The organism is Kitasatospora sp. NPDC056273 (assembly GCF_042268845.1).
GTDB lineage: Bacteria > Actinomycetota > Actinomycetes > Streptomycetales > Streptomycetaceae > Kitasatospora.
In genome coordinates this window covers 165,543-184,301 of record NZ_JBHJSJ010000010.1, presented here as the reverse complement: position 1 = coordinate 184,301, position 18,759 = coordinate 165,543, and the positions used below count along the sequence as shown (strand labels likewise).

9 protein-coding genes are annotated in these 18,759 nt (G+C 75.3%); 7 read left to right on the top strand and 2 right to left on the bottom strand.

What is annotated here, in order from left to right; translation table 11 throughout:
• The first annotated feature begins 43 nt into the window (after nucleotides 1-43).
• The 7 genes from ACFCY1_RS12290 to ACFCY1_RS12260 all read left to right on the top strand — a co-directional run bounded on the left by ACFCY1_RS12290 (nucleotide 44) and on the right by ACFCY1_RS12260 (nucleotide 16,372).
• Entirely contained in the window at nucleotides 44-5,452 is a 5,409-nt protein-coding gene (locus ACFCY1_RS12290; RefSeq protein ID WP_375874440.1) for a type I polyketide synthase, read from the top strand.
• A 13-nt stretch (nucleotides 5,453-5,465) separates the two neighbouring features.
• A complete protein-coding gene (locus tag ACFCY1_RS12285; protein ID WP_375874439.1) occupies nucleotides 5,466-10,760 on the top strand; it encodes an SDR family NAD(P)-dependent oxidoreductase in 5,295 nt (1,764 codons plus the stop codon).
• A 46-nt stretch (nucleotides 10,761-10,806) separates the two neighbouring features.
• Nucleotides 10,807-12,012, top strand: a complete 1,206-nt coding sequence (locus ACFCY1_RS12280) for an FAD-dependent oxidoreductase (protein ID WP_375874438.1) — start codon at nucleotides 10,807-10,809, stop codon at nucleotides 12,010-12,012.
• Nucleotides 12,013-12,062: 50 nt separating this feature from the next.
• The gene (locus ACFCY1_RS12275; protein ID WP_375874437.1) at nucleotides 12,063-13,058 is read left to right on the top strand and encodes a quinone oxidoreductase; all 996 of its coding nucleotides are present in this window, start codon (nucleotides 12,063-12,065) and stop codon (nucleotides 13,056-13,058) included.
• 93 nt (nucleotides 13,059-13,151) lie between these two features.
• Nucleotides 13,152-14,657, top strand: coding sequence for a class I SAM-dependent methyltransferase (locus tag ACFCY1_RS12270; RefSeq protein WP_375874436.1), 1,506 nt, complete (start codon nucleotides 13,152-13,154; stop codon nucleotides 14,655-14,657).
• 19 nt (nucleotides 14,658-14,676) lie between these two features.
• Entirely contained in the window at nucleotides 14,677-15,333 is a 657-nt protein-coding gene (locus ACFCY1_RS12265) for a CatB-related O-acetyltransferase (protein ID WP_375874435.1), read from the top strand.
• A gap of 79 nt (nucleotides 15,334-15,412) precedes the next feature.
• A complete protein-coding gene (locus tag ACFCY1_RS12260; protein ID WP_375874434.1) occupies nucleotides 15,413-16,372 on the top strand; it encodes a zinc-binding alcohol dehydrogenase family protein in 960 nt (319 codons plus the stop codon).
• Between the two features lie 78 nt (nucleotides 16,373-16,450).
• Here ACFCY1_RS12260 and dpgD read toward each other — a convergent pair whose 3' ends face one another.
• Nucleotides 16,451-17,251 carry an enoyl-CoA-hydratase DpgD gene (dpgD, locus tag ACFCY1_RS12255; protein ID WP_049652977.1) on the bottom strand — a complete coding sequence of 267 codons (801 nt, stop codon included), beginning with the start codon at nucleotides 17,249-17,251 and terminating at the stop codon, nucleotides 16,451-16,453.
• Nucleotides 17,251-18,690: a benzaldehyde dehydrogenase gene (locus ACFCY1_RS12250; RefSeq protein WP_375874433.1), complete on the bottom strand. Its 1,440-nt coding sequence runs from the start codon at nucleotides 18,688-18,690 to the stop codon at nucleotides 17,251-17,253. Before ACFCY1_RS12250 ends, dpgD begins: the two co-directional genes overlap by 1 nt.
• Between the last annotated feature and the right edge of the window lie 69 nt (nucleotides 18,691-18,759).

Sequence of the window (18,759 nt, the reverse complement as noted above, 5' to 3'; positions counted from 1 at the left end):
CGACCCCGGCAGCCACCACTCCGCCGCAGGAAAGTGATCTGAGATGGCCAACGAAGACCAGCTTCGCGAGTACCTCAAGCGGGCGGTGGCCGATACCCGTAAGGCCCACCGGCGGCTCAAGGAGCTCGAGGACGAGCGCCACGAGCCGATCGCGATCATCGGCATGGCCTGCCGCTTCCCCGGCGGCGTGCGCAGCCCCGAGGGGCTGTGGCGGCTCCTGGTCGACGAGGCCGACGCGATCTCCGAGTTCCCGACCGACCGCGGCTGGGACCTCGACTCGGTGTACGACCCCGATCCGGGCGCCGCCGGCACCAGCTACACCCGCCACGGCGGCTTCCTGGACGGCGCGGCCGGCTTCGACGCGGGCTTCTTCGGCATCAGCCCGAACGAGGCGCTGGCGATGGACCCGCAGCAGCGGCTGCTGCTGGAGACCTCCTGGGAGGCCGTGGAACGCGCGGGCATCGACCCGCAGTCGCTGGCCGGCGGCCGGACCGGCGTCTTCGTCGGCACCACCTCGCAGCTGTACGGCACCGGTTCGGACATCCCGGAGGGCGTGGACCTGTACCTGGGCACCGGCACCACCTCCAGCGTCACCTCCGGCCGGATCGCCTACCACTTCGGCCTGGAGGGCCCGGCGGTCTCGGTCGACACCGCCTGCTCCTCCTCGCTGGTCGCGCTGCACTGGGCCGCCCGCTCGCTGCGCCAGGGCGAGTGCACCACCGCGCTGGCCGGCGGCGTGACGGTGATGTCCAACCCCGGCATGTTCGTGCTGTTCAGCCAGCAGAAGGGGCTGGCCCCGGACGGCCGCTGCAAGGCCTTCGCGGGCGCCGCCGACGGCACCGCGTGGAGCGAGGGCGTCGGCATGCTGATGCTGGAGCGGCTCTCCGACGCGCGCCGCAACGGGCACCGGGTGCTCGGCGTGATCCGCGGCAGCGCCGTCAACCAGGACGGTGCCTCCAACGGCCTGACCGCCCCCAACGGCCCCTCCCAGCAGCGGGTGATCCGGCACGCGCTGGCCGACGCCCGGCTGGCGGCGGCCGAGGTCGACGTGGTGGAGGCGCACGGCACCGGCACCACCCTCGGCGACCCGATCGAGGCCCAGGCGCTGCTGGCCACCTACGGCCAGGACCGTGAACTCCCGCTGCTGCTCGGCTCGGTGAAGTCCAACATCGGCCACACCCAGTGCGCCGCGGGCGTGGCCGGGGTGATCAAGACGGTGCTGGCCATGCAGCACGGCGTGCTGCCCCGCACCCTGCACGTGGACCAGCCGACCCCGCACGTGGACTGGACGGCCGGGTCGGTCGACCTGCTCACCGAGGCGCGCGCCTGGCCGGAGACCGGCCGCCCGCGCCGGGCCGGCGTCTCCTCCTTCGGCGTCAGCGGCACCAACGCCCACGTCGTACTGGAGCAGGCCCCGCCGGTCGAGGCCCCGTCGGACGAGGCCCCGTCGGACGACGCTCCTGAGCCGTCGAGCGCGCCGACCGGCCCGGTTCCGCTGGCGTTCTCCGCCAAGAGCCCGGCCGCGCTCCGGGACCAGGGCGCGCGGCTGCGCGAGCTGCTCGCCGCCGACCCGGCGCTCGTCCCCGCCGACCTCGCCTCCTCGCTGGCCTCGTCCCGCTCCGACTTCGTCCACCGCGCGGCGGTGGTCGGCGCCACCACCGCCGAACTCCACGGCGCCCTCGGGGACTTCGCCTCCGGTACGGCGGACGTCACCGGGCGCACGGTGTTCGTGTTTCCCGGGCAGGGCTCGCAGTGGGCCGGGATGGCCGTCGAACTCCTCGACAACGAGCCGGTGTTCGCCGCCCGCATCACCGAATGCGCCGACGCCCTCGCCGAGTTCACCGACTGGAAGCTGATCGACGTCCTCCGCGGCGCCGACGGCGCACCCGGATACGACCGCGTCGACGTCGTCCAGCCCGCCCTCTGGGCCGTCATGGTCTCCCTCGCCGCCCTCTGGCAGGCCCACGGAATCGAGCCCGACGCCGTCATCGGCCACTCCCAGGGCGAGATCGCCGCCGCCACCGTCGCCGGCGCCCTCACCCTCCAGGACGGCGCCCGCACCGTCGCCCTCCGCTCCCAGGCCATCACCGCCATCGCCGGAAACGGCGGCATGGTCTCCATCGCCCAACCCGCCGGGGACATCGACCTCACCCCCTGGCACGACCGGATCTCGATCGCCGCCGTCAACGGCCCCAGCTCCACCGTCGTCGCCGGAGACGCCGACGCCCTCGACGAACTCGTCGAACGCTTCACCACCGACGGCATCCGCGCCCGCCGCATCCCCGTCGACTACGCCTCCCACTCCGCCCACGTCGAGCGGATCCAGGACGACCTGCTCACCGCCCTGGCCGACCTGCGCCCCCGGCCCCCGAAGGTCCCGTTCTGGTCCACTCTGGACAGCCGCTGGACCGACACCGCCGCCTTCGACGCCGCGTACTGGTACCGCAACCTGCGCCACCCGGTGCAGCTGGAGGCCGCCGTCCGCGCCCTGCTCGCCGAGGGCTTCACCACCTTCGTCGAGATCAGCCCCCACCCCGTCCTCACCCCCGGACTCCAGGAGACCCTGGACGAGGCGACCGCCCCCACCGTCGCCTGCGGCACGCTCCGCCGCGACCACGGCGGGCTCGCCCGCTTCCTGGCCTCCGCCGCCGAACTCTGGGTGCGCGGCGTGGCGGTGGACCTCTCCGGCCGCTCGGCCGGCGCCCGCCCGGTCGACCTGCCCACCTACCCCTTCCAGCACGAGCGCTACTGGCTGGAGCCCTCCTCCGGCACCGGGGACGTCACCGCGGCCGGTCTCGGCGCCACCGACCACCCGCTGCTCGGCGCGGCCCTGCCGCTGGCCGAGGGCGACGGGGTGGTGCTCACCGGCCTGCTGTCGCTGCGCAGTCACCCGTGGCTGGCCGACCACGCCGTCTCCGGCACCGTCCTGCTGCCCGGTACGGCCTTCGTGGAGCTGGCCGTCCGCGCCGGTGACGAGGTCGGCTGCGGCCTGGTCGAGGACCTGGCCATCGAGGTCCCGCTGATCCTCCCCGAGCGCGGCGCCGTCGTCCTGCAGGCCGTGGTCGGCGCGGCCGACGAGTCCGGCCTGCGGCCGGTGGCCGTCTACGGCCGCCCCCAGGACGCCCCGCACGGCGAGCCGTGGACCCGGCACGCCGGCGGTCTGCTCGCCGCCGACGACGCCCAGGCCCCCGCCGAGAGCGGGCCCTGGCCGCCGGCCGGCGCCGCCCCCGTCGACCTGGACGGCTTCTACGACCGGCTGGAGCAGGCCGGTTACGGCTACGGCCCGGTGTTCCGGGGCCTGACCCGGGCCTGGCGGCTCGGCGAGCAGGTGCACACCGAGGTCCGGCTGCCGCGGCAGGCGCACGCCGACGCGGACCGCTTCGGCCTGCACCCCGCGCTGATGGACGCCGCCCTGCACGGCATGGGGCTGGCCCGCCGGGAGGGCGCGGCCGAGGGCAACGGCCTGCCGTTCGCCTGGAGCGGCGTCCGCCTGCACGGCACCGGCGCCACGGCGCTGCGGGTGACGGTCTCCCCCACCGGGCCGGACTCGGTGTCGCTGGCCCTGTTCGACGAGACCGGCGCCCCCGTCGCCTCGGTGGCCTCGCTGGCCGTCCGGACGATCTCCGCCGGTCAGCTGCGGGCCGCCCGGCGCGGGCAGCGGGACGCGCTCTTCCGGGTCGAGTGGGCCCGGGTCGCGCCGGGCGACGGCGGGCGGGCCGAGCGCTGGGCGGTGCTCGGCGACGACCGGGCCGTCCCCGGGCTCCGGCTGGACGGCCTGGCCGGACTCGACCGCCTGGACTCCCTGGCCGGGGCCGCCTGCGGACCGGAGGTCCTGCTCCTGCCCGCGCCGCCGGCCGACGGCGGGTCCCCGGCGGAAGCCCACCGGGTGACCGGTGAAGTCCTCGGCCTGCTCCAGGAGTTCCTCGCCGACGAGCGGTTCGCCGGGACGCGGCTGGCCGTGCTGACCGGGGGCGCGGTCGCCGCCACCCCAGGCGACCCGGTGCCCGGCCTGGTCCACGCCCCGCTCTGGGGCCTGCTCCGCTCCGCGCAGGCGGAGCACCCCGACCGGTTCGTCCTGGTCGACCTCGACGGCACCGCCGACGCGGCCGCCGTCCTGCCCGCCGCGCTGGCCAGCGGCGAGCCGCAACTGGCCGTCCGGGAAGGCGAGTTGTTCGCCCCCCGGCTGGTCCGGGCCACCCCGACCGCCGACCTCCGTCCGCTCGACCCGGCCGGGACGGTGCTGGTCACCGGCGGCACCGGCACCCTCGGCGCCCTGCTCGCCCGCCACCTCGTCACCGAACACGGCGCCCGCCACCTGCTGCTCACCAGCCGCAGCGGCCCCGACGCCCCCGGCGCCGCCGAGCTCACCACCGAACTCACCGCCCTCGGCGCCACCGTCACCGTCACCGCCTGCGACACCGCCGACCGCCACCAACTCTCAGCGCTGCTCGCCGACATCCCCACCGACCACCCCCTCACCGCCGTCGTCCACACCGCCGGCGTCCTCGACGACGCCGTGGTCGAGACCCTGACGCCCGAGGCCCTCGCCCGGGTGCTGCGGCCCAAGCTCGACGCCGCCGCGCACCTGGACGAGCTGACCGCGGAGCTCGACCTGGCCGCCTTCGTCCTGTTCTCCTCCGCCGCCGCCACCTTCAGCAGCCCCGGCCAGGGCAACTACGCCGCCGCCAACGCCTACCTGGACTCGCTCGCGGCCCGCCGCCGGGCGGCCGGGCGGCCCGCGCAGTCGCTGGCCTGGGGCCTGTGGGCGCAGCCCAGCGGCATGACCGGCCACCTGGGCGAGGCCGAGCTGGAGCGGATGAGCCGGGGCGGCACGGTGCCGCTGTCCGAGCGGGACGGGCTCGCCCTGTTCGACGAGGCGCTGGCCGTTCCCGCCCCGCTGGTGGTGCCGGCCGCGCTCGACCTCGCGGTGCTGCGCGGGCGGACCCCGGTGCCGCACCTGCTGCGCGCGCTGGTCCGGCCGGCCGCGCGGCGCGCCGCCCGGTCCCGTACCGGGGAGGACGGCGGCCGGCTGGCCGAACGGCTGGCCGCGCTCTCCGGGGCCGACCGCCGCCGTGCCGCGCTCGACCTGGTCCGGGCCCAGATCGCCGGGGTGCTCGGGCACTCCTCGGCCGAGCAGGTCGATCCCGAACTCCCGTTCAGCAAGCTCGGGTTCGACTCGGTGACGGCCGTGGAGCTGCGCAACCGGCTCTACCAGGCCTCCGGTCTGCGGCTGCCCGCGACGGCGGTCTTCGACTACCCGACGGCCGGCGCGCTGGCCGAGCGGATGCGGGCGCTGCTGCTGCCCGAGGCGGAGGCCGACGGCGGCACCGACGGCGGCACCGCCGAGGAGCAGGCCGCCGAGGAGGCCCGGGCGGCCGAGATCGACGGCATGGACATCACGGACCTGGTCGAACTGGCGCTGGGCACCTCGGTGGACCCCGCAGGCGTCTGAGGAAGAGGACAGCATGACTACCCCGCCGGAGCGGATCGTCGAGGCGCTGCGCGCCTCGATCAAGGACAACGAGCGGCTCAGGAAGCAGAACGAGCGGCTGTCGGCGATCGCCGACGAGCCGATCGCCGTCACCGGCATGGCCTGCCGGCTGCCCGGCGGGGTGCGCACGCCCGAGGACTTCTGGCGGCTGCTCACCGAGGGCGGCGACGGCATCGGGCCGTTCCCCGCCGACCGCGGCTGGGACCTCGGCGAGCAGAGCGCCACCGCCCAGGGCGGGTTCCTCTACGACGCCGCCGAGTTCGACCCCGGCTTCTTCGGCATCGGCCCGCGCGAGGCCCTCGCCATGGACCCGCAGCAGCGGCTGCTGCTGGAGACCTCCTGGGAGGCCGTCGAGCGGTCCGGCATCGACCCGCTCACCCTGCGCGGCAGCCGGACCGGCGTGTTCGCCGGCGTGATGTACCACGACTACGCCGCCCGGCTGGACGAGGTGCCCGACGAGGTCGCCGCCTACCTGGGCAACGGCAGCGCGGGCAGCGTCGCCACCGGCCGGGTCTCGTACGCGCTGGGCCTGGAGGGCCCGGCCGTCACCGTGGACACCGCCTGCTCCTCCTCGCTGGTGACGATCCACCTGGCGGTCCAGGAGCTGCGCCGCCGGGGCTGCGACCTGGCCCTGGCGGGCGGCGTCGCGGTGATGTCCACGCCCGGACTGTTCGTGGAGTTCACCCGGCAGAAGGGCCTGGCGGCGGACGGCCGGTGCAAGGCCTTCGCGGACGCGGCGGACGGCACCGGGTTCTCCGAGGGCGTCGGCATGCTGATGCTGGAGCGGCTCTCCGACGCCCGCCGCAACGGGCACCCGGTGCTCGCGGTGCTGCGCGGCAGCGCCGTCAACCAGGACGGCGCCTCCAACGGGCTCACCGCGCCCAACGGCCCGGCGCAGGAGCGGGTGATCCGCCAGGCCCTGCTCTCCGCCGGTCTCACCGCCGCCGACGTGGACGCCGTCGAGGCGCACGGCACCGGCACCACCCTGGGCGACCCGATCGAGGCCCAGGCCCTGCTCGCCGCCTACGGCCAGGAGCGTGAACTCCCGCTGCTGCTGGGCTCGGTGAAGTCCAACATCGGCCACACCCAGAGCGCGGCCGGGGTGGCCGGGGTGATCAAGACGGTGCTGGCGCTGCGGCACGGCGTGCTGCCCCGGACCCTGCACGTGGACCGGCCGTCCTCGCACGTGGACTGGTCGGCGGGCGCGGTGGAGCTGCTGACCGAGCAGCGGGAGTGGCCGCAGACCGGCCGTCCGCGCCGGGCCGGCGTCTCCTCCTTCGGGATCAGCGGCACCAACGCCCACGTCATCGTCGAGCAGGCCCCGGAGGAGCAGCCCACCGAGCAGCCCGGCGAGGAGCCCGCCGAGGGGCAGGCCCCGTCGGCCGGCACCGGCGCCCCGTGGCTGCTGGCCGGCCGCACCGAGGCCGCCGTACGGGCCCAGGCCGGGCGCCTCGCCGAGCACCTGGACGCCCATCCCGCGCTCGCGGCCGTCGACGTCGCCCACTCGCTGGCCACCGGCCGCTCCGCCTTCCCCCACCGCGCGGTGGTGGTCGGCGCCGACCGGGCCGCGCTCGCCGCCTACGCCGCCGGGCAGGACCCGGCCGCCGTGGTGGCCGGCACGGCGGACGTGACCGGCCGGACGGTGTTCGTGTTCCCCGGCCAGGGCTCCCAGTGGGCCGGGATGGCCGTCGAACTCCTGGACACCGAGCCGGTGTTCGCCGAGCGGATCGCCGAATGCGCCGACGCGCTGGCCGAGTTCACCGACTGGAACCTGATCGACGTCCTCCGCGGCGCCGACGGCGCCCCCGGCTACGACCGGGTGGACGTCGTCCAGCCCGCCCTGTGGGCCGTCATGGTCTCCCTCGCCGCCCTCTGGCAGGCCCACGGAATCGAGCCCGACGCCGTCATCGGCCACTCCCAGGGCGAGATCGCCGCCGCCACCGTCGCCGGCGCCCTCACCCTCCAGGACGGCGCCCGCACCGTCGCCCTGCGCTCCCAGGCCATCACCGCCATCGCCGGAAACGGCGGCATGGTCTCCATCGCCCAGCCCGCCGGGGAGATCGACCTCACCCCCTGGCAGGACCGGATCTCCGTCGCCGCCGTCAACGGCCCCAGCTCCACCGTCGTCGCCGGAGACGCCGACGCCCTGGACGAGCTCCAGGCCGCCCTCGACGCCCGGGGCGTCCACGCCCGCCGCGTCCCCGTCGACTACGCCTCCCACTCCGCCCACGTCGAGCGGATCCAGGACGAACTGCTCACCCTGCTCGCCCCCGTCACCCCGCGCGGCGCCGACATCCCCTTCCACTCCACCGTCGACAACCGGTGGCTGGACACCACGACGATGGACGCCGCGTACTGGTACCGCAACCTGCGCCACCCGGTGCAGCTGGAGGCCGCCGTCCGCGCCCTGCTCGCCGAGGGCTTCACCACCTTCGTCGAGATCAGCCCCCACCCCGTCCTCACCCCCGGACTCCAGGAGACCCTGGACGAGACGGCCGCGCCCACCGTCACCTGCGGCACGCTCCGCCGCGACCACGGCGGCCCGACCGCCTTCCTGGCCTCCGCCGCCCGGCTGCACGTCCGGGGCGTCCCGGTCGACTTCTCCCCCGCCCTCGCCGGGGCCCGCCGGGTCGACCTGCCCACCTACCCCTTCCAGCGCGGCCGCTACTGGCTGGAGGGGCCCCGCGAGGACGCCTCGGCCGGCGCCCTGTTCCGGACGGTCTGGCGGCCCGTCGGGGGCGCCCGCACCGGCCGCCCGGACGGCCCGATCGCCGTCCTCAACGCCGGGCCCGGCTCCACCGACGGGCTGGTCCCGTACACCGACCTGGCCGCCCTCGCCGCCGCCGAGGCGGTCCCCGCCACCGTCCTCTACCACCTGCCCGCCGCGGCGGGCCCGGACGCCGGGCTGCCGACGGCCGTCCGCGCCGCCGTCAACGGGACCCTCGACCTGCTCCGCGCCTGGCTCGCCGAACCCCGGCTGGCCGCCTCCCGCCTCGTCCTGGCCACCCGCCGCGCCGCCGGCCCCGGCCTGGACGACCTCGCCCTGGCCCCGGTGTGGGGGCTGGTCCGCTCCGCCCAGGCGGAGTACCCGGGCCAGTTCGCCCTGCTCGACCTGGACGACTCCGCCGCCTCCGCCGCGGCGATCCCCGCCGCCCTGGCCACCGACGAGCCCCAGCTGGTGATCCGCGACGGCGTTCCGCACGCGGCCCGCCTGCTGCCCGTCCCCCACGAGCCGGCCCGCCCGATCGACCCGGCCGGAACGGTGCTGGTCACCGGCGGCACCGGCACCCTCGGCGCCCTGCTCGCCCGCCACCTCGTCACCGACCACGGCGCCCGCCACCTGCTGCTCACCAGCCGCAGCGGCCCCGACGCCCCCGGCGCCGCCGAGCTCACCACCGAACTCACCGCCCTCGGCGCCACCGTCACCGTCACCGCCTGCGACACCGCCGACCGCGACCAACTCTCAGCGCTGCTCGCCGACATCCCCACCGACCACCCCCTCACCGCCGTCGTCCACACCGCCGGCGTCCTCGACGACGGCATCCTGGACTCGCTCACCCCCGAGCGGGTGGACACCGTGCTCCGCCCGAAGGTCGACGCCGCCGTCCACCTGCACGACCTGACGGCCGGCCACGACCTGGCCGCCTTCGTGCTGTTCTCCTCCGCCGCCGCCACCCTCGGCAGCGCGGGCCAGACCAGCTACGGCGCGGCCAACGCCTTCCTCGACGCGCTCGCCGAGCGCCGGTGCTCCCGGGGCCTGCCCGCGCAGTCGCTCGCCTGGGGCCTGTGGGCGCAGCCCAGCGGCATGACCGGCGGGCTGGCCGAGGCGGAGCTGTCCCGAATGGTCCGCGGCGGGGTGGCCCCGCTCTCCTCCGCCGAGGGCCTGGCCCTGTTCGACGCCGCACTGGCGGCCGGGGACGCCACCCTGGTGACCGCCCGCCTGGACCTGCCCGCCATCCGCCGCCGGGCCGCTCCCGGGCCGCTGCCCGCACTGCTGCGCGACCTCGCGGCCGGTACGCCGTCCCGGCGCCAGGAGCCGGCCGGGGAGTTCCCCGAGGACACCGCGGGCCCGTCCGCCGCCGAGCGGCTGGCCGGCCGGCTGGCGGACGCCGGGGAGGTGGAGCGGGAGCGGATCCTGCTCGACCTGGTGCGCGGCGCGGTGGCCGGGGTGCTCGGCCACGCGGGGCCCGAACAGGTCGACCCGGGGCGGCGGTTCCTCGAACTCGGCTTCGACTCGCTGACGGCGCTGGCGCTGCGCAACCAGCTGGGCGCGGCCACCGGGCTCCGGCTGGCCACCAGCCTGATCTACGACCAGCCCTCCCCGGCGCTGCTCGCCGCCCACCTGCGCGAGCGCCTCGCCGAGCGGGCCGACGCCCACGCCGACGGGCGGGCCGCTGAGGCGGACACCGCCGTGGCCGGTACCGAGCCGGACGGCCCGCTGGCGACGCTCTACTGGCAGGCCTGCGAGCAGGGTTCCTCGATGGCCGCGCTCGACCTGCTCAAGGCCGCCGCCGGCTGCCGGCCCTCGTTCCGGACCGCCGAGGAGGCCCCGGCCGCCGAGCCGGTCCGGCTGGCGCAGAGCCCGGACGGCCCGGTGCTGGTCTGCCTGCCGTCCTTCGGCCCGGTCTCCGGCCCGCACGAGTACGCCCGGTTCGCCGCCGCCTGCCGCGGCCGCCGCGAGGTCCTGGTGCTGCCCCAGCCGGGCTTCCTGGCCGGCGAGCTGCCGCCCGCCGACCTGGACGCGCTGGCCGACCTGCACGCCGGGTCGGTGCTCCGGCACACCGGCGGCCGGCCGTTCGTCCTGGTCGGCCGCTCGGCCGGCGGCTGGATCGCGCACGCGGTGGCCGCCCGGCTGGAGCGGCTCGGGACGGGCCCGGCCGGGCTGGCCCTGGTCGACAGCTACGACCCGGACTACGACCAACTGCCGCTGCTGGAGCCGTCGATGTCCGCCGCGATGAAGGACCGCGAGTCGGCCTTCGCGCTCGCCGACGACACCCGGCTGGCCGCGATGGGCGCCTACCACCGGCTCTTCGCGGGCTGGCGCCCGGAGCGGATCGCCGTACCGACCCTGCTGGTGCGGGCGGCCGACCCGTGGACCGAGGAGATCCGGGAGTCGGCCGGCTGGCAGGCCGTCTGGTCGCTCCCGCACACCGCCCTGGACACCCCCGGCGACCACTTCTCGGTCCTGGAGGACCACTCCGACACCACCGCGCGCACCGTGCTGGCATGGCTGGCCGACGCCGTCGAGCCCGCCCTCAGACCCCTCTGACGGCCGGCCGCTGTTCCACCGTTCGAACCTCCTCAGGAGACAGCTCATGAAGATCGTCATCATCGGTGCAGGGCTCGGCGGCGTCGCCTCCGCCCTGGCGCTCACCCGCTCCGGCCACCAGGTCGAGCTCTACGAGCAGGCGGACGAGCTCCGCAAGGGCGGCTACGGGGTGATCCTGTGGCCGAACGCCACGGGCATCCTGACCCAGCTGGGCATCGACCACACCGACCTCGGCCACCGCCTCGACCGGGTGGACATCACCTCGGAGACCGGCCAGCCGCTGGTCAAGGTCGACCTCGACCGGATCGCGCGCGACTTCGGCTCGCCGAACAAGGTGATCCGCCGCAGCGAGTTGGTCGAGGTGCTGGCCGCCGCGCTGCCGCCGGGCGTGCTGCGGTTCGGCGCCCGCGCCACCGCCATCGACGAGCCCGCGCCGGGGACGGACGGGCCGGTCGCGATCACCTTCGAGGACGGCCGGCGGATCGAGGCCGACGTGCTGATCGGCGCGGACGGCCACCGCTCCTTCGTCCGCAAGCACCTCTTCGGCTTCTCGCCGGCCGAGCACACCGGCTGGGCGACCTGGCACGGCACCACCCCGCTGCCGGTGGAGCTGACCAACAGCAACCGGGTGCAGACCATGGCCGGCGAGCACGGCCTGTGCGTGATGCACCCGCTCGGCGAGTCCATGCTCTACTGGGCCTTCGAGACGCCGTGGGCGGACGGCGACGCGGTCCCGCCCGGCGCGCCCGGCTCCCCCGACGGCACCGGCCCGATCGGCGCCGACGGCCGGCCGCAGTCCGCGGTGGCCAACCTGCGGGCCCGGTTCGCCGGCTTCTCCTCCCCGCTGCCCGAGCTGCTGGAGTCGATCAGCGACGAGGACGTCCAGGTCTTCCCGCACATCCTGCACCAGGTCCCCAAGGTGTGGGGGCGCGGCCCGGTGACGCTGCTCGGCGACTCGGTGCACGCCGTCCCGCCGCGCACCGGCATGGGCGCCAACCAGGCGCTGGAGGACGCCTGGGTGATCGGGCGGGCGCTGTCCGGCCAGGGCTCCCCCGCCGAACTGCTGCGCCGCTACGAGAAGATCCGCCGCCGCCGGGTCAAGATGCTCTACCACTACGCCGCGGCGACCGGGAAGCAGGGCCAGTCGGTGCCCGGCCTCTTCAAGCGCTCCAAGGACGGCATCTCCTTCACCGGGTTCCAGCGCTTCCAGATCAAGGCCTTCAGCAACTACCTGAACGCCAAGCCTCGCTGACGATCCGTCAGTTCACACGCCACCCGTTCCCAGAGAGAGTGACACCCGCCATGAAGATCATCCGTCAGCACGCCTACGGCGGCCCCGAGGTGCTGGAGCTGGAGGACCTCGAACTGCCCGAGCCCGGCCCGGGCCAGGTGCTGCTGCGCACCCACGCCGCGGCCGTCACCTTCTTCGACATCCTCAACCGGCGCGGCGACCTCGCCAAGCGCGACTACTACCGGGCCGACGCCGCGCTCCCGCTGGAGCCCGGCTACCAGGGCTCCGGCTACGTCGAGGCGCTCGGCCCGGACGTGACCGGCGTGCGGGTCGGCGACCGGGTCGCCTGGGCCCTGGCGGCCGGCTCGTACGCGAGCCATGTCATCGCCCCCGCCGCGCAGTTGATCCCGGTGCCGGAGGACATCGACCTCGGCGAGGCGGCCGGCCTGCCGGTGCAGGGCCTGCTCGCGTACAAGCTGACCCACGAGGCGTACCCGCTGGCCGAGGGCGACTGGGCCCTGGTGCAGTCGGCGGCCGGCGGCGTGGGCACGCTGATCACCCAGTTCGCCCGGATGCGCGGCGCGCGGGTCATCGGCGTGGTCTCCGCCGAGGAGAAGGCCGTCGTCGCCAAGGAGGCCGGCGCCGAGGCGGTGATCGTCTCCGGCGGCACCGAGGACGTGGCCGCCGAGGTCAAGCGGATCACCGGCGGTGAGGGCGTCCGGGTGGTCTACGACGCGGTCGGCAAGGACACCTTCGAGGCAAACCTCGACAGCCTGGCCCCGCGCGGCTACCTGATCAACTTCGGCCAGGCGAGCGGCTTCGTCCCGCCGCTGGACCTGATGACGCTGAACGACAAGGGCTCGCTGTTCGTCACCCGCTTCTGCCTGCCGCACTTCTTCGACGAGTCGTGGCCGCCGCTGAACTTCCTGGAGCGCTGCTTCCAGTGGATGCGCGAGGGGAAGCTGACCGTCCGGATCGACTCCCGCTTCCCGCTCGGCCGGGCCGCCGAGGCGCACGCCGCCGTCGAGGAGCGCCGCACCAGCGGCCGCGTCCTGCTCATCCCCTAACACCCCCCTACACCCCCTGAATTCCCCTCAGAACACGCTTCTCGCACCATATTCGGATCTGCCTCGCAGACCGGGACGGGTAGGCTCCGCACCATGAGTGACACGAGCGCGATTTCGGTCGCGCGCGCCACGATCGACGAATTCACCGGCTCGACCCCCGCCGAAATCGACGGCGTATTCCGCCGGCTCGCCGCGGAATTCCAGGCGGACGGTTCCCTCCGCCCGGACGCGCTCGCCGGAATTCCGGCCCTGCTGGACGCGCTGGACACCGTCCCGCCCGCACACCAGGCCAGGCTCGCCCTGCTGCTCGGGCTGCTGGCCGAGGCCGCCGGCCCGGACGGCGGATTCCCCGCCCACGAGGCCGTCCGGGCCGGCCTGGACCGCTACCTCCGGCTGCTGTCGGACGGCGGGACGGACGCCGGTCGCGGCGCCGCCCTGTTCTTCCTGCTGGGCCACTTCCCCGAGGACGGCGAGCGGATCCTCGCCGCCGTCCCCGGCACCGGGGTGGACCGGGACGACCTGTCCCGGCTGGCCCGCTGCCTCCAGCCGTGGGAGACCGCGGACGCCGCGACCCGGTGGGACCTCGGCCGGGTCTTCCCCTCCCCCGCCGTCTGGGGCCTGACCGAGCAGGAGCGGGCCACCGCCCCCGCGCTCGACCGGTGGCTCGGCCTGCCCGCCGAGCGCACCGCCGAGCTGTGGGCGACCGAGACCCGGGCGCTGCTGGCCTACTCCGGCGCCAAGGCGGTCTGGGCCTGCGAGCACGGCGCCACGGTGTCCCCTTTCGTGGTGCCCGCCCCCGAGGAGGAGCGGACCGCCGAGCCGTCCCCGGCCGCGGACGTCCTTCGGGGCCACACCCGGGCCGTCCGCTGTCCGCGCTGCCGGCAGCCGCTGGCCGGCGGCGCCGAGGCCGCCGTCTGCACCGGCTGCGAGGCCGTATTCCCGTCGGTGGACGGGCTGTTGGACTTCCACGACCAGCCGTCCGGCCCGAGCGACCCGCTGCTGGCCGGCCGGTACGAGCGCGGCCTGCGGGCCGGGTTCGTCCGGATCATGGGCGCCAACTGGGGCGGCTGGGTGTCGCTCGACGACGAGGACGCCTACCTCACCGAGCACGTCCGGCCGGTCGACGGCCCGGTGCTCGACCTGGCGGCCGGCGCCGGCCGCTGGACCAGGGTGCTGGCCCGTTCGCTCGGCGAGGAGCGGGTGATCGCGCTCGACCTCTCCGCCGAGATGCTGGCCCAGCTGCGGGCCAAGCTGGACCGGGTCCTCACCGTCCGCGGCAGCGCCCTGGAGCTGCCGTTCGAGGACGCCTCGCTGGGCGGGGTGAACTGCTGGAACGCGCTGCAGGCCATCCCCGACCCGGAGCGGGCGATCCGCGAGGTCGGCCGCTGCCTGCGCCCGGGCGGCACCTTCACGGTCATGACCTTCCGTCAGGCCGCCGACCCGCTCTACCGACAGTTCCAGAGCCGGCTGGAGCGCCAGGCGCACCGCGGCTCCTTCGACCCGGAGCAGCTCACCGGCTGGCTGGCCGACGCCGGGATGACCGTGCGCGACCTGTCCGGCCCCGGAAACTTCCTGTTCGTCACCGCCGTCAAGGCATAGTCCCGCACGAGGAGAGGCCATGCCCGTCAGCCCCGACCCTTCCCAGACGTACCTTCCGGGAATGGACAACAAGGTGGTGTTCCTGAAGAACCTGATCAGCTCCCCGCTGATCGAGGTGGGGGAATTCACCTACTACGCCGACATCGACGACCCGGCGGCGTTCGAGACCCGGAACGTGCTCTACAACTTCGGGCCCGAGAAGCTGGTGATCGGCAAGTACTGCGCCATCGGCACCGGCACCCAGTTCATCATGCCGGCCGCCAACCACCCGATGATCGGCTCCACCACCTACCCGTTCTTCATGTTCGGCGGGGACTGGACCGCGCGGACGGTGGACGCGCTGGCCACCGTCGCCAGCCGCGGCGACACCGTCATCGGCAACGACGTGTGGATCGGCCGGGAGGCCGTGATCATGCCGGGCGTGACGATCGGCGACGGCGCGATCATCGGCACCCGGGCCGTGGTCACCTCCGACGTGCCGGCCTACGGCGTGGTCGGCGGCAACCCCGGCAAGCTGATCAAGAAGCGCTTCGAGGACGCGGACATCGACCGGCTCGCCCGGATCGCCTGGTGGGACTGGCCGGTCGAGGCCGTCACCGAGCACGTCCGCACCATCTTCACCGGATCCCCCGCCGAGCTCGAACTGGCGGCCAAGGAAGCCAGTCTGATCAACTGATGTTTTCCCCGGTCCCCGGCCGCCCTCGGCCGGGGACCGGCGTACGTTCGGCCCGATCACCTGTGAATGGAGTAGCACCATGGACGCCGCAGTCCTCCACACGCTCGGCAAGCCGCCCCGCTTCGAGCGGTTCCCCGAGCCGACCGCGGGCGAGGGCGAGGTGCTCGTCCAGGTCCTGGCGGCCGCGCTCAACCCCTCCACCAAGGCGGTGGCCGGCGGCGGCCACTTCGCCAGCTCCGACAACCTGCCCGCGGTGGTCGGCCTGGACGGCGTCGGCCGGCGGGAGGACGGCAGCCGGGTGTTCTTCGGCGGGGCCCGCAAGCCGTACGGCTCGATGGCGCAACTGACCGTCGCCCGCGCCCCGTTCACCTGGCCGGTGCCGGACGGCGTGGACGACCTCACCGCCGCCGCGCTGCCCAACCCGGCACTCTCCTCGTGGATACCGCTGGAGCACGCCGCCAAGCTGCAGCCCGGCGAGACCGTCCTGGTGCTGGGCGCCACCGGCGCCGCCGGCAAGCTCGCCATCCAGATCGCCAAGCACCTGGGCGCCGGACGGGTCGTCGCCGCCGGCCGCAACCAGGAGGTCCTGGACACCCTGGGCGAGTACGGCGCGGACGCCACCGTCCCGCTGAACGGCACCCAGGAGGAGATGGCCGAGGCCTTCGCCGCCGCGGCCGGCGACACCGGGTACGACGTGATCCTGGACTACCTGTGGGGCAAGCCGACCGAGGCGCTGCTGACCGCGATGACCCGCAAGGACTTCCACCTGAAGAGCTCCGGCCCCCGGCTGGTGCAGATCGGCGAGTCGGCGGGCGCCACCATCGAACTGTCGGCCGGCACGATCCGCAGCGCGGGCCTGACCATCGTGGGCGGCGGCTTCCCGCCGCCGCAGGCGTTCCTGGACATGTTCAACCGCCTGATGGCGGGCGCCGCCGCCGGTGAGATCCGGATCGACACCCGGGCCGTGCCGCTGGCGGAGATCGAGCAGGCCTGGCAGGCCGAGGACACCGGGCACAAGCGCCTGGTCATCGTCCCGTAGTCGACGCGGTCGCCGCACGACGACCGAGGCCGCCGCCGGATTCCCGGCGGCGGCCTCGTCGTTGCCGTCACTGTCGCGTCAGGTGCCGGTCCACTCCGGTTCGCGCTTCTCCAGGAAGGCCAGCGGGCCCTCCTCGGCGTCCCGGCTGTGCATCCGGCGCTCCTCCCAGACGTAGCGGGTGGCGAAGGACTGCTCCAGCGGCGTGGTGAGGGCCTTGGCCGCCGCCTCCTTGACCGCGCGGACGGACAGCGGGGCGCAGCGCAGGATGTCGCGCACCCAGCCGTCCACGCAGTCGTCCAGCTCCCCGGCCGGCACCACGTCGTTGACCAGCCCGTACTCCAGCGCGCGCCGGGCGCTCAGCCGGCGGCCCGTCATCAGGTGGCCCAGCGCGGCCCGGTAGGGCAGCTGCTGGGCCAGCCGGAACACCCCGCCGGCGCCGGCGATCAGGCCGAGCTTCGCCTCGGGCAGCGCGAAGACGGCGTCCTCGGCGGCGACGATGATGTCGCAGGCCAGCGCCAGCTCGAAGCCGCCGCCCATGGCGAAGCCCTGGACCCGGGCGACGACCGGCTTGGAGAGCGCGAACCGCTCGGTGAGCCGGGGGTAGCCCGGCTTGCCCCGGCTGCCGAAGGTGGAGGTGGCGGTGCCGGCCCTGACCCGTTCGGCCAGCTCCTTGAGGTCCTGGCCGACCGAGAAGGCCCGGTCCCCGGCGCCGGCCAGCACCACCACCCAGACCTCGGGATCGGCCTCGACCTCGTCCCAGATCCCGCACAGCTCCTCGTGCATGCGCAGGTCCATCGCGTTCAGCACCTCGGGCCGGTCGAGGGTGACGTACCCGACCCGGCCCTTCCTCTCGTACCGCACCCGTGTCGGCTCGGCCATCAGAACGGGTACCTCGCCGGGGTCTCGCGGACGGTCAGCCACTGCCACTGGGTGTACTCGTCCCAGCTGTGCTCGGAGCCGTGCCGGGTGCCGTTGCCGGAGGCGCCGCGGCCGCCGTGCGGCACGTGGGCCTCGTCGTTGATGGTCTGGTCGTTGACGTGGACCATGCCGGTGCGCAGCCGGTCGGCGATCGCCCGGCCGCGCCGCACCGAGCCGGTCTGGACGGCGGCGGTGAGCCCGTACGCGGTCCGGTTGGCCAGTTCGACGGCCTCGTCGTCGTCGGCGACCACGGTGACCGGGGCGACCGGCCCGAACACCTCCTCGGTGAAGGCGGGCATGTCGGGGGTGACGCCGGCCAGCACGGTCGGCTCGAAGAACGGGCCGCGCCGGGCACCGCCGGCCAGCACCACGGCGCCGGCCGCCACCGACTCGCGGACGATCCGCTCGACCCGGTCGAGCTGCCGCTCGCCGATGACCGGGCCGAGGTCGACCTCCTCGCGGAACGGGTCGCCGAGGCGCAGCTTGCGGGCGCGGTCGGCGAGCAGCTCCAGGTACCGGTCGGCGACGGCGCGGTGCACCAGGTGGCGCCCGGCGGCCATGCAGATCTGGCCCTGGTGGAAGAAGGAGCCCCAGGCCCCGGACGAGGCCGCGGCGTCGAGGTCGGCGTCGTCGAGGACGATCAGGGCGTTGTTGCCGCCGAGTTCGAGCGAGACGCGCTTGAGCATGCCGCCGGCGACCGCGCCGATCCGGGCCCCGACCTCGCTGGAGCCGGTGAAGGCGATCATCGGCACGTCGGGGTGGCGGACCAGGGCCTCGCCGACCTCGGCGTCGCCGGGCAGCACCTGGAGCAGCCCGGCGGGCAGGCCCGCCTCCTCGAAGAGCCGGGTGATCACCCGGCCGCCGGAGACCGGGGTGTGCACGTCGGGCTTGACCACCACGGCGTTGCCGAGGGCCAGCGCGGGGGCGACCGCGCGCATCGCCAGCACGAGCGGGACGTTCCACGGGCTGATCACGCCGACCACCCCGAGCGGCACCCGGCGGGCGAAGCTCTCCCGGCCCGGCTCGGAGGCCAGCAGGTGGCCGTTGGGGCGGGTGGGCAGCGCGGCGGCGGACCACAGCTCGTCCAGGACGGCGCCGACCTCGAAGTCGGCCTTGCCGCGCACCGATCCGCCCTCGCGGACCAGCAGGTCGACGATCTCCTCGCGGTGGCGCTCCAGCACGGCGGCGGCGCGGCGCATGACGGCGGCGCGCCCGGTCGGCGGGGTCGCCGCCCAGCCGGGCTGGGCCTGCGCGGCGGCGGCCACGGCGGGGTCCACGTCCGCGGCCGCCGCCAGCGAGACCACGGCGATCGGGCGCCCGGTGGCGGGCTCCCGTACCTGGAGCTCGCCACCGGAGAGTGCCGGGTCGAGCCCGGCGTCCAGCTGAATGAGACCGCTCATCGCGGCCACCTCCCTTGTCAGTGGTTCGGCCCCGACGAACGGCGTACCGGGGCGTGTCCGTCGGGCACG

What these genes read in the sequence shown, in the direction of transcription:
- ACFCY1_RS12290 (WP_375874440.1), top strand. Translation starts at nt 44, where the DNA reads ATGGCCAACGAAGACCAGCTTCGCGAGTACCTCAAGCGGGCGGTGGCC.
- ACFCY1_RS12285 (WP_375874439.1), top strand. Translation starts at nt 5,466, where the DNA reads ATGACTACCCCGCCGGAGCGGATCGTCGAGGCGCTGCGCGCCTCGATC.
- ACFCY1_RS12280 (WP_375874438.1), top strand. Translation starts at nt 10,807, where the DNA reads ATGAAGATCGTCATCATCGGTGCAGGGCTCGGCGGCGTCGCCTCCGCC.
- ACFCY1_RS12275 (WP_375874437.1), top strand. Translation starts at nt 12,063, where the DNA reads ATGAAGATCATCCGTCAGCACGCCTACGGCGGCCCCGAGGTGCTGGAG.
- ACFCY1_RS12270 (WP_375874436.1), top strand. Translation starts at nt 13,152, where the DNA reads ATGAGTGACACGAGCGCGATTTCGGTCGCGCGCGCCACGATCGACGAA.
- ACFCY1_RS12265 (WP_375874435.1), top strand. Translation starts at nt 14,677, where the DNA reads ATGCCCGTCAGCCCCGACCCTTCCCAGACGTACCTTCCGGGAATGGAC.
- ACFCY1_RS12260 (WP_375874434.1), top strand. Translation starts at nt 15,413, where the DNA reads ATGGACGCCGCAGTCCTCCACACGCTCGGCAAGCCGCCCCGCTTCGAG.
- dpgD (WP_049652977.1), bottom strand. Translation starts at nt 17,251, where the DNA reads ATGGCCGAGCCGACACGGGTGCGGTACGAGAGGAAGGGCCGGGTCGGG.
- ACFCY1_RS12250 (WP_375874433.1), bottom strand. Translation starts at nt 18,690, where the DNA reads ATGAGCGGTCTCATTCAGCTGGACGCCGGGCTCGACCCGGCACTCTCC.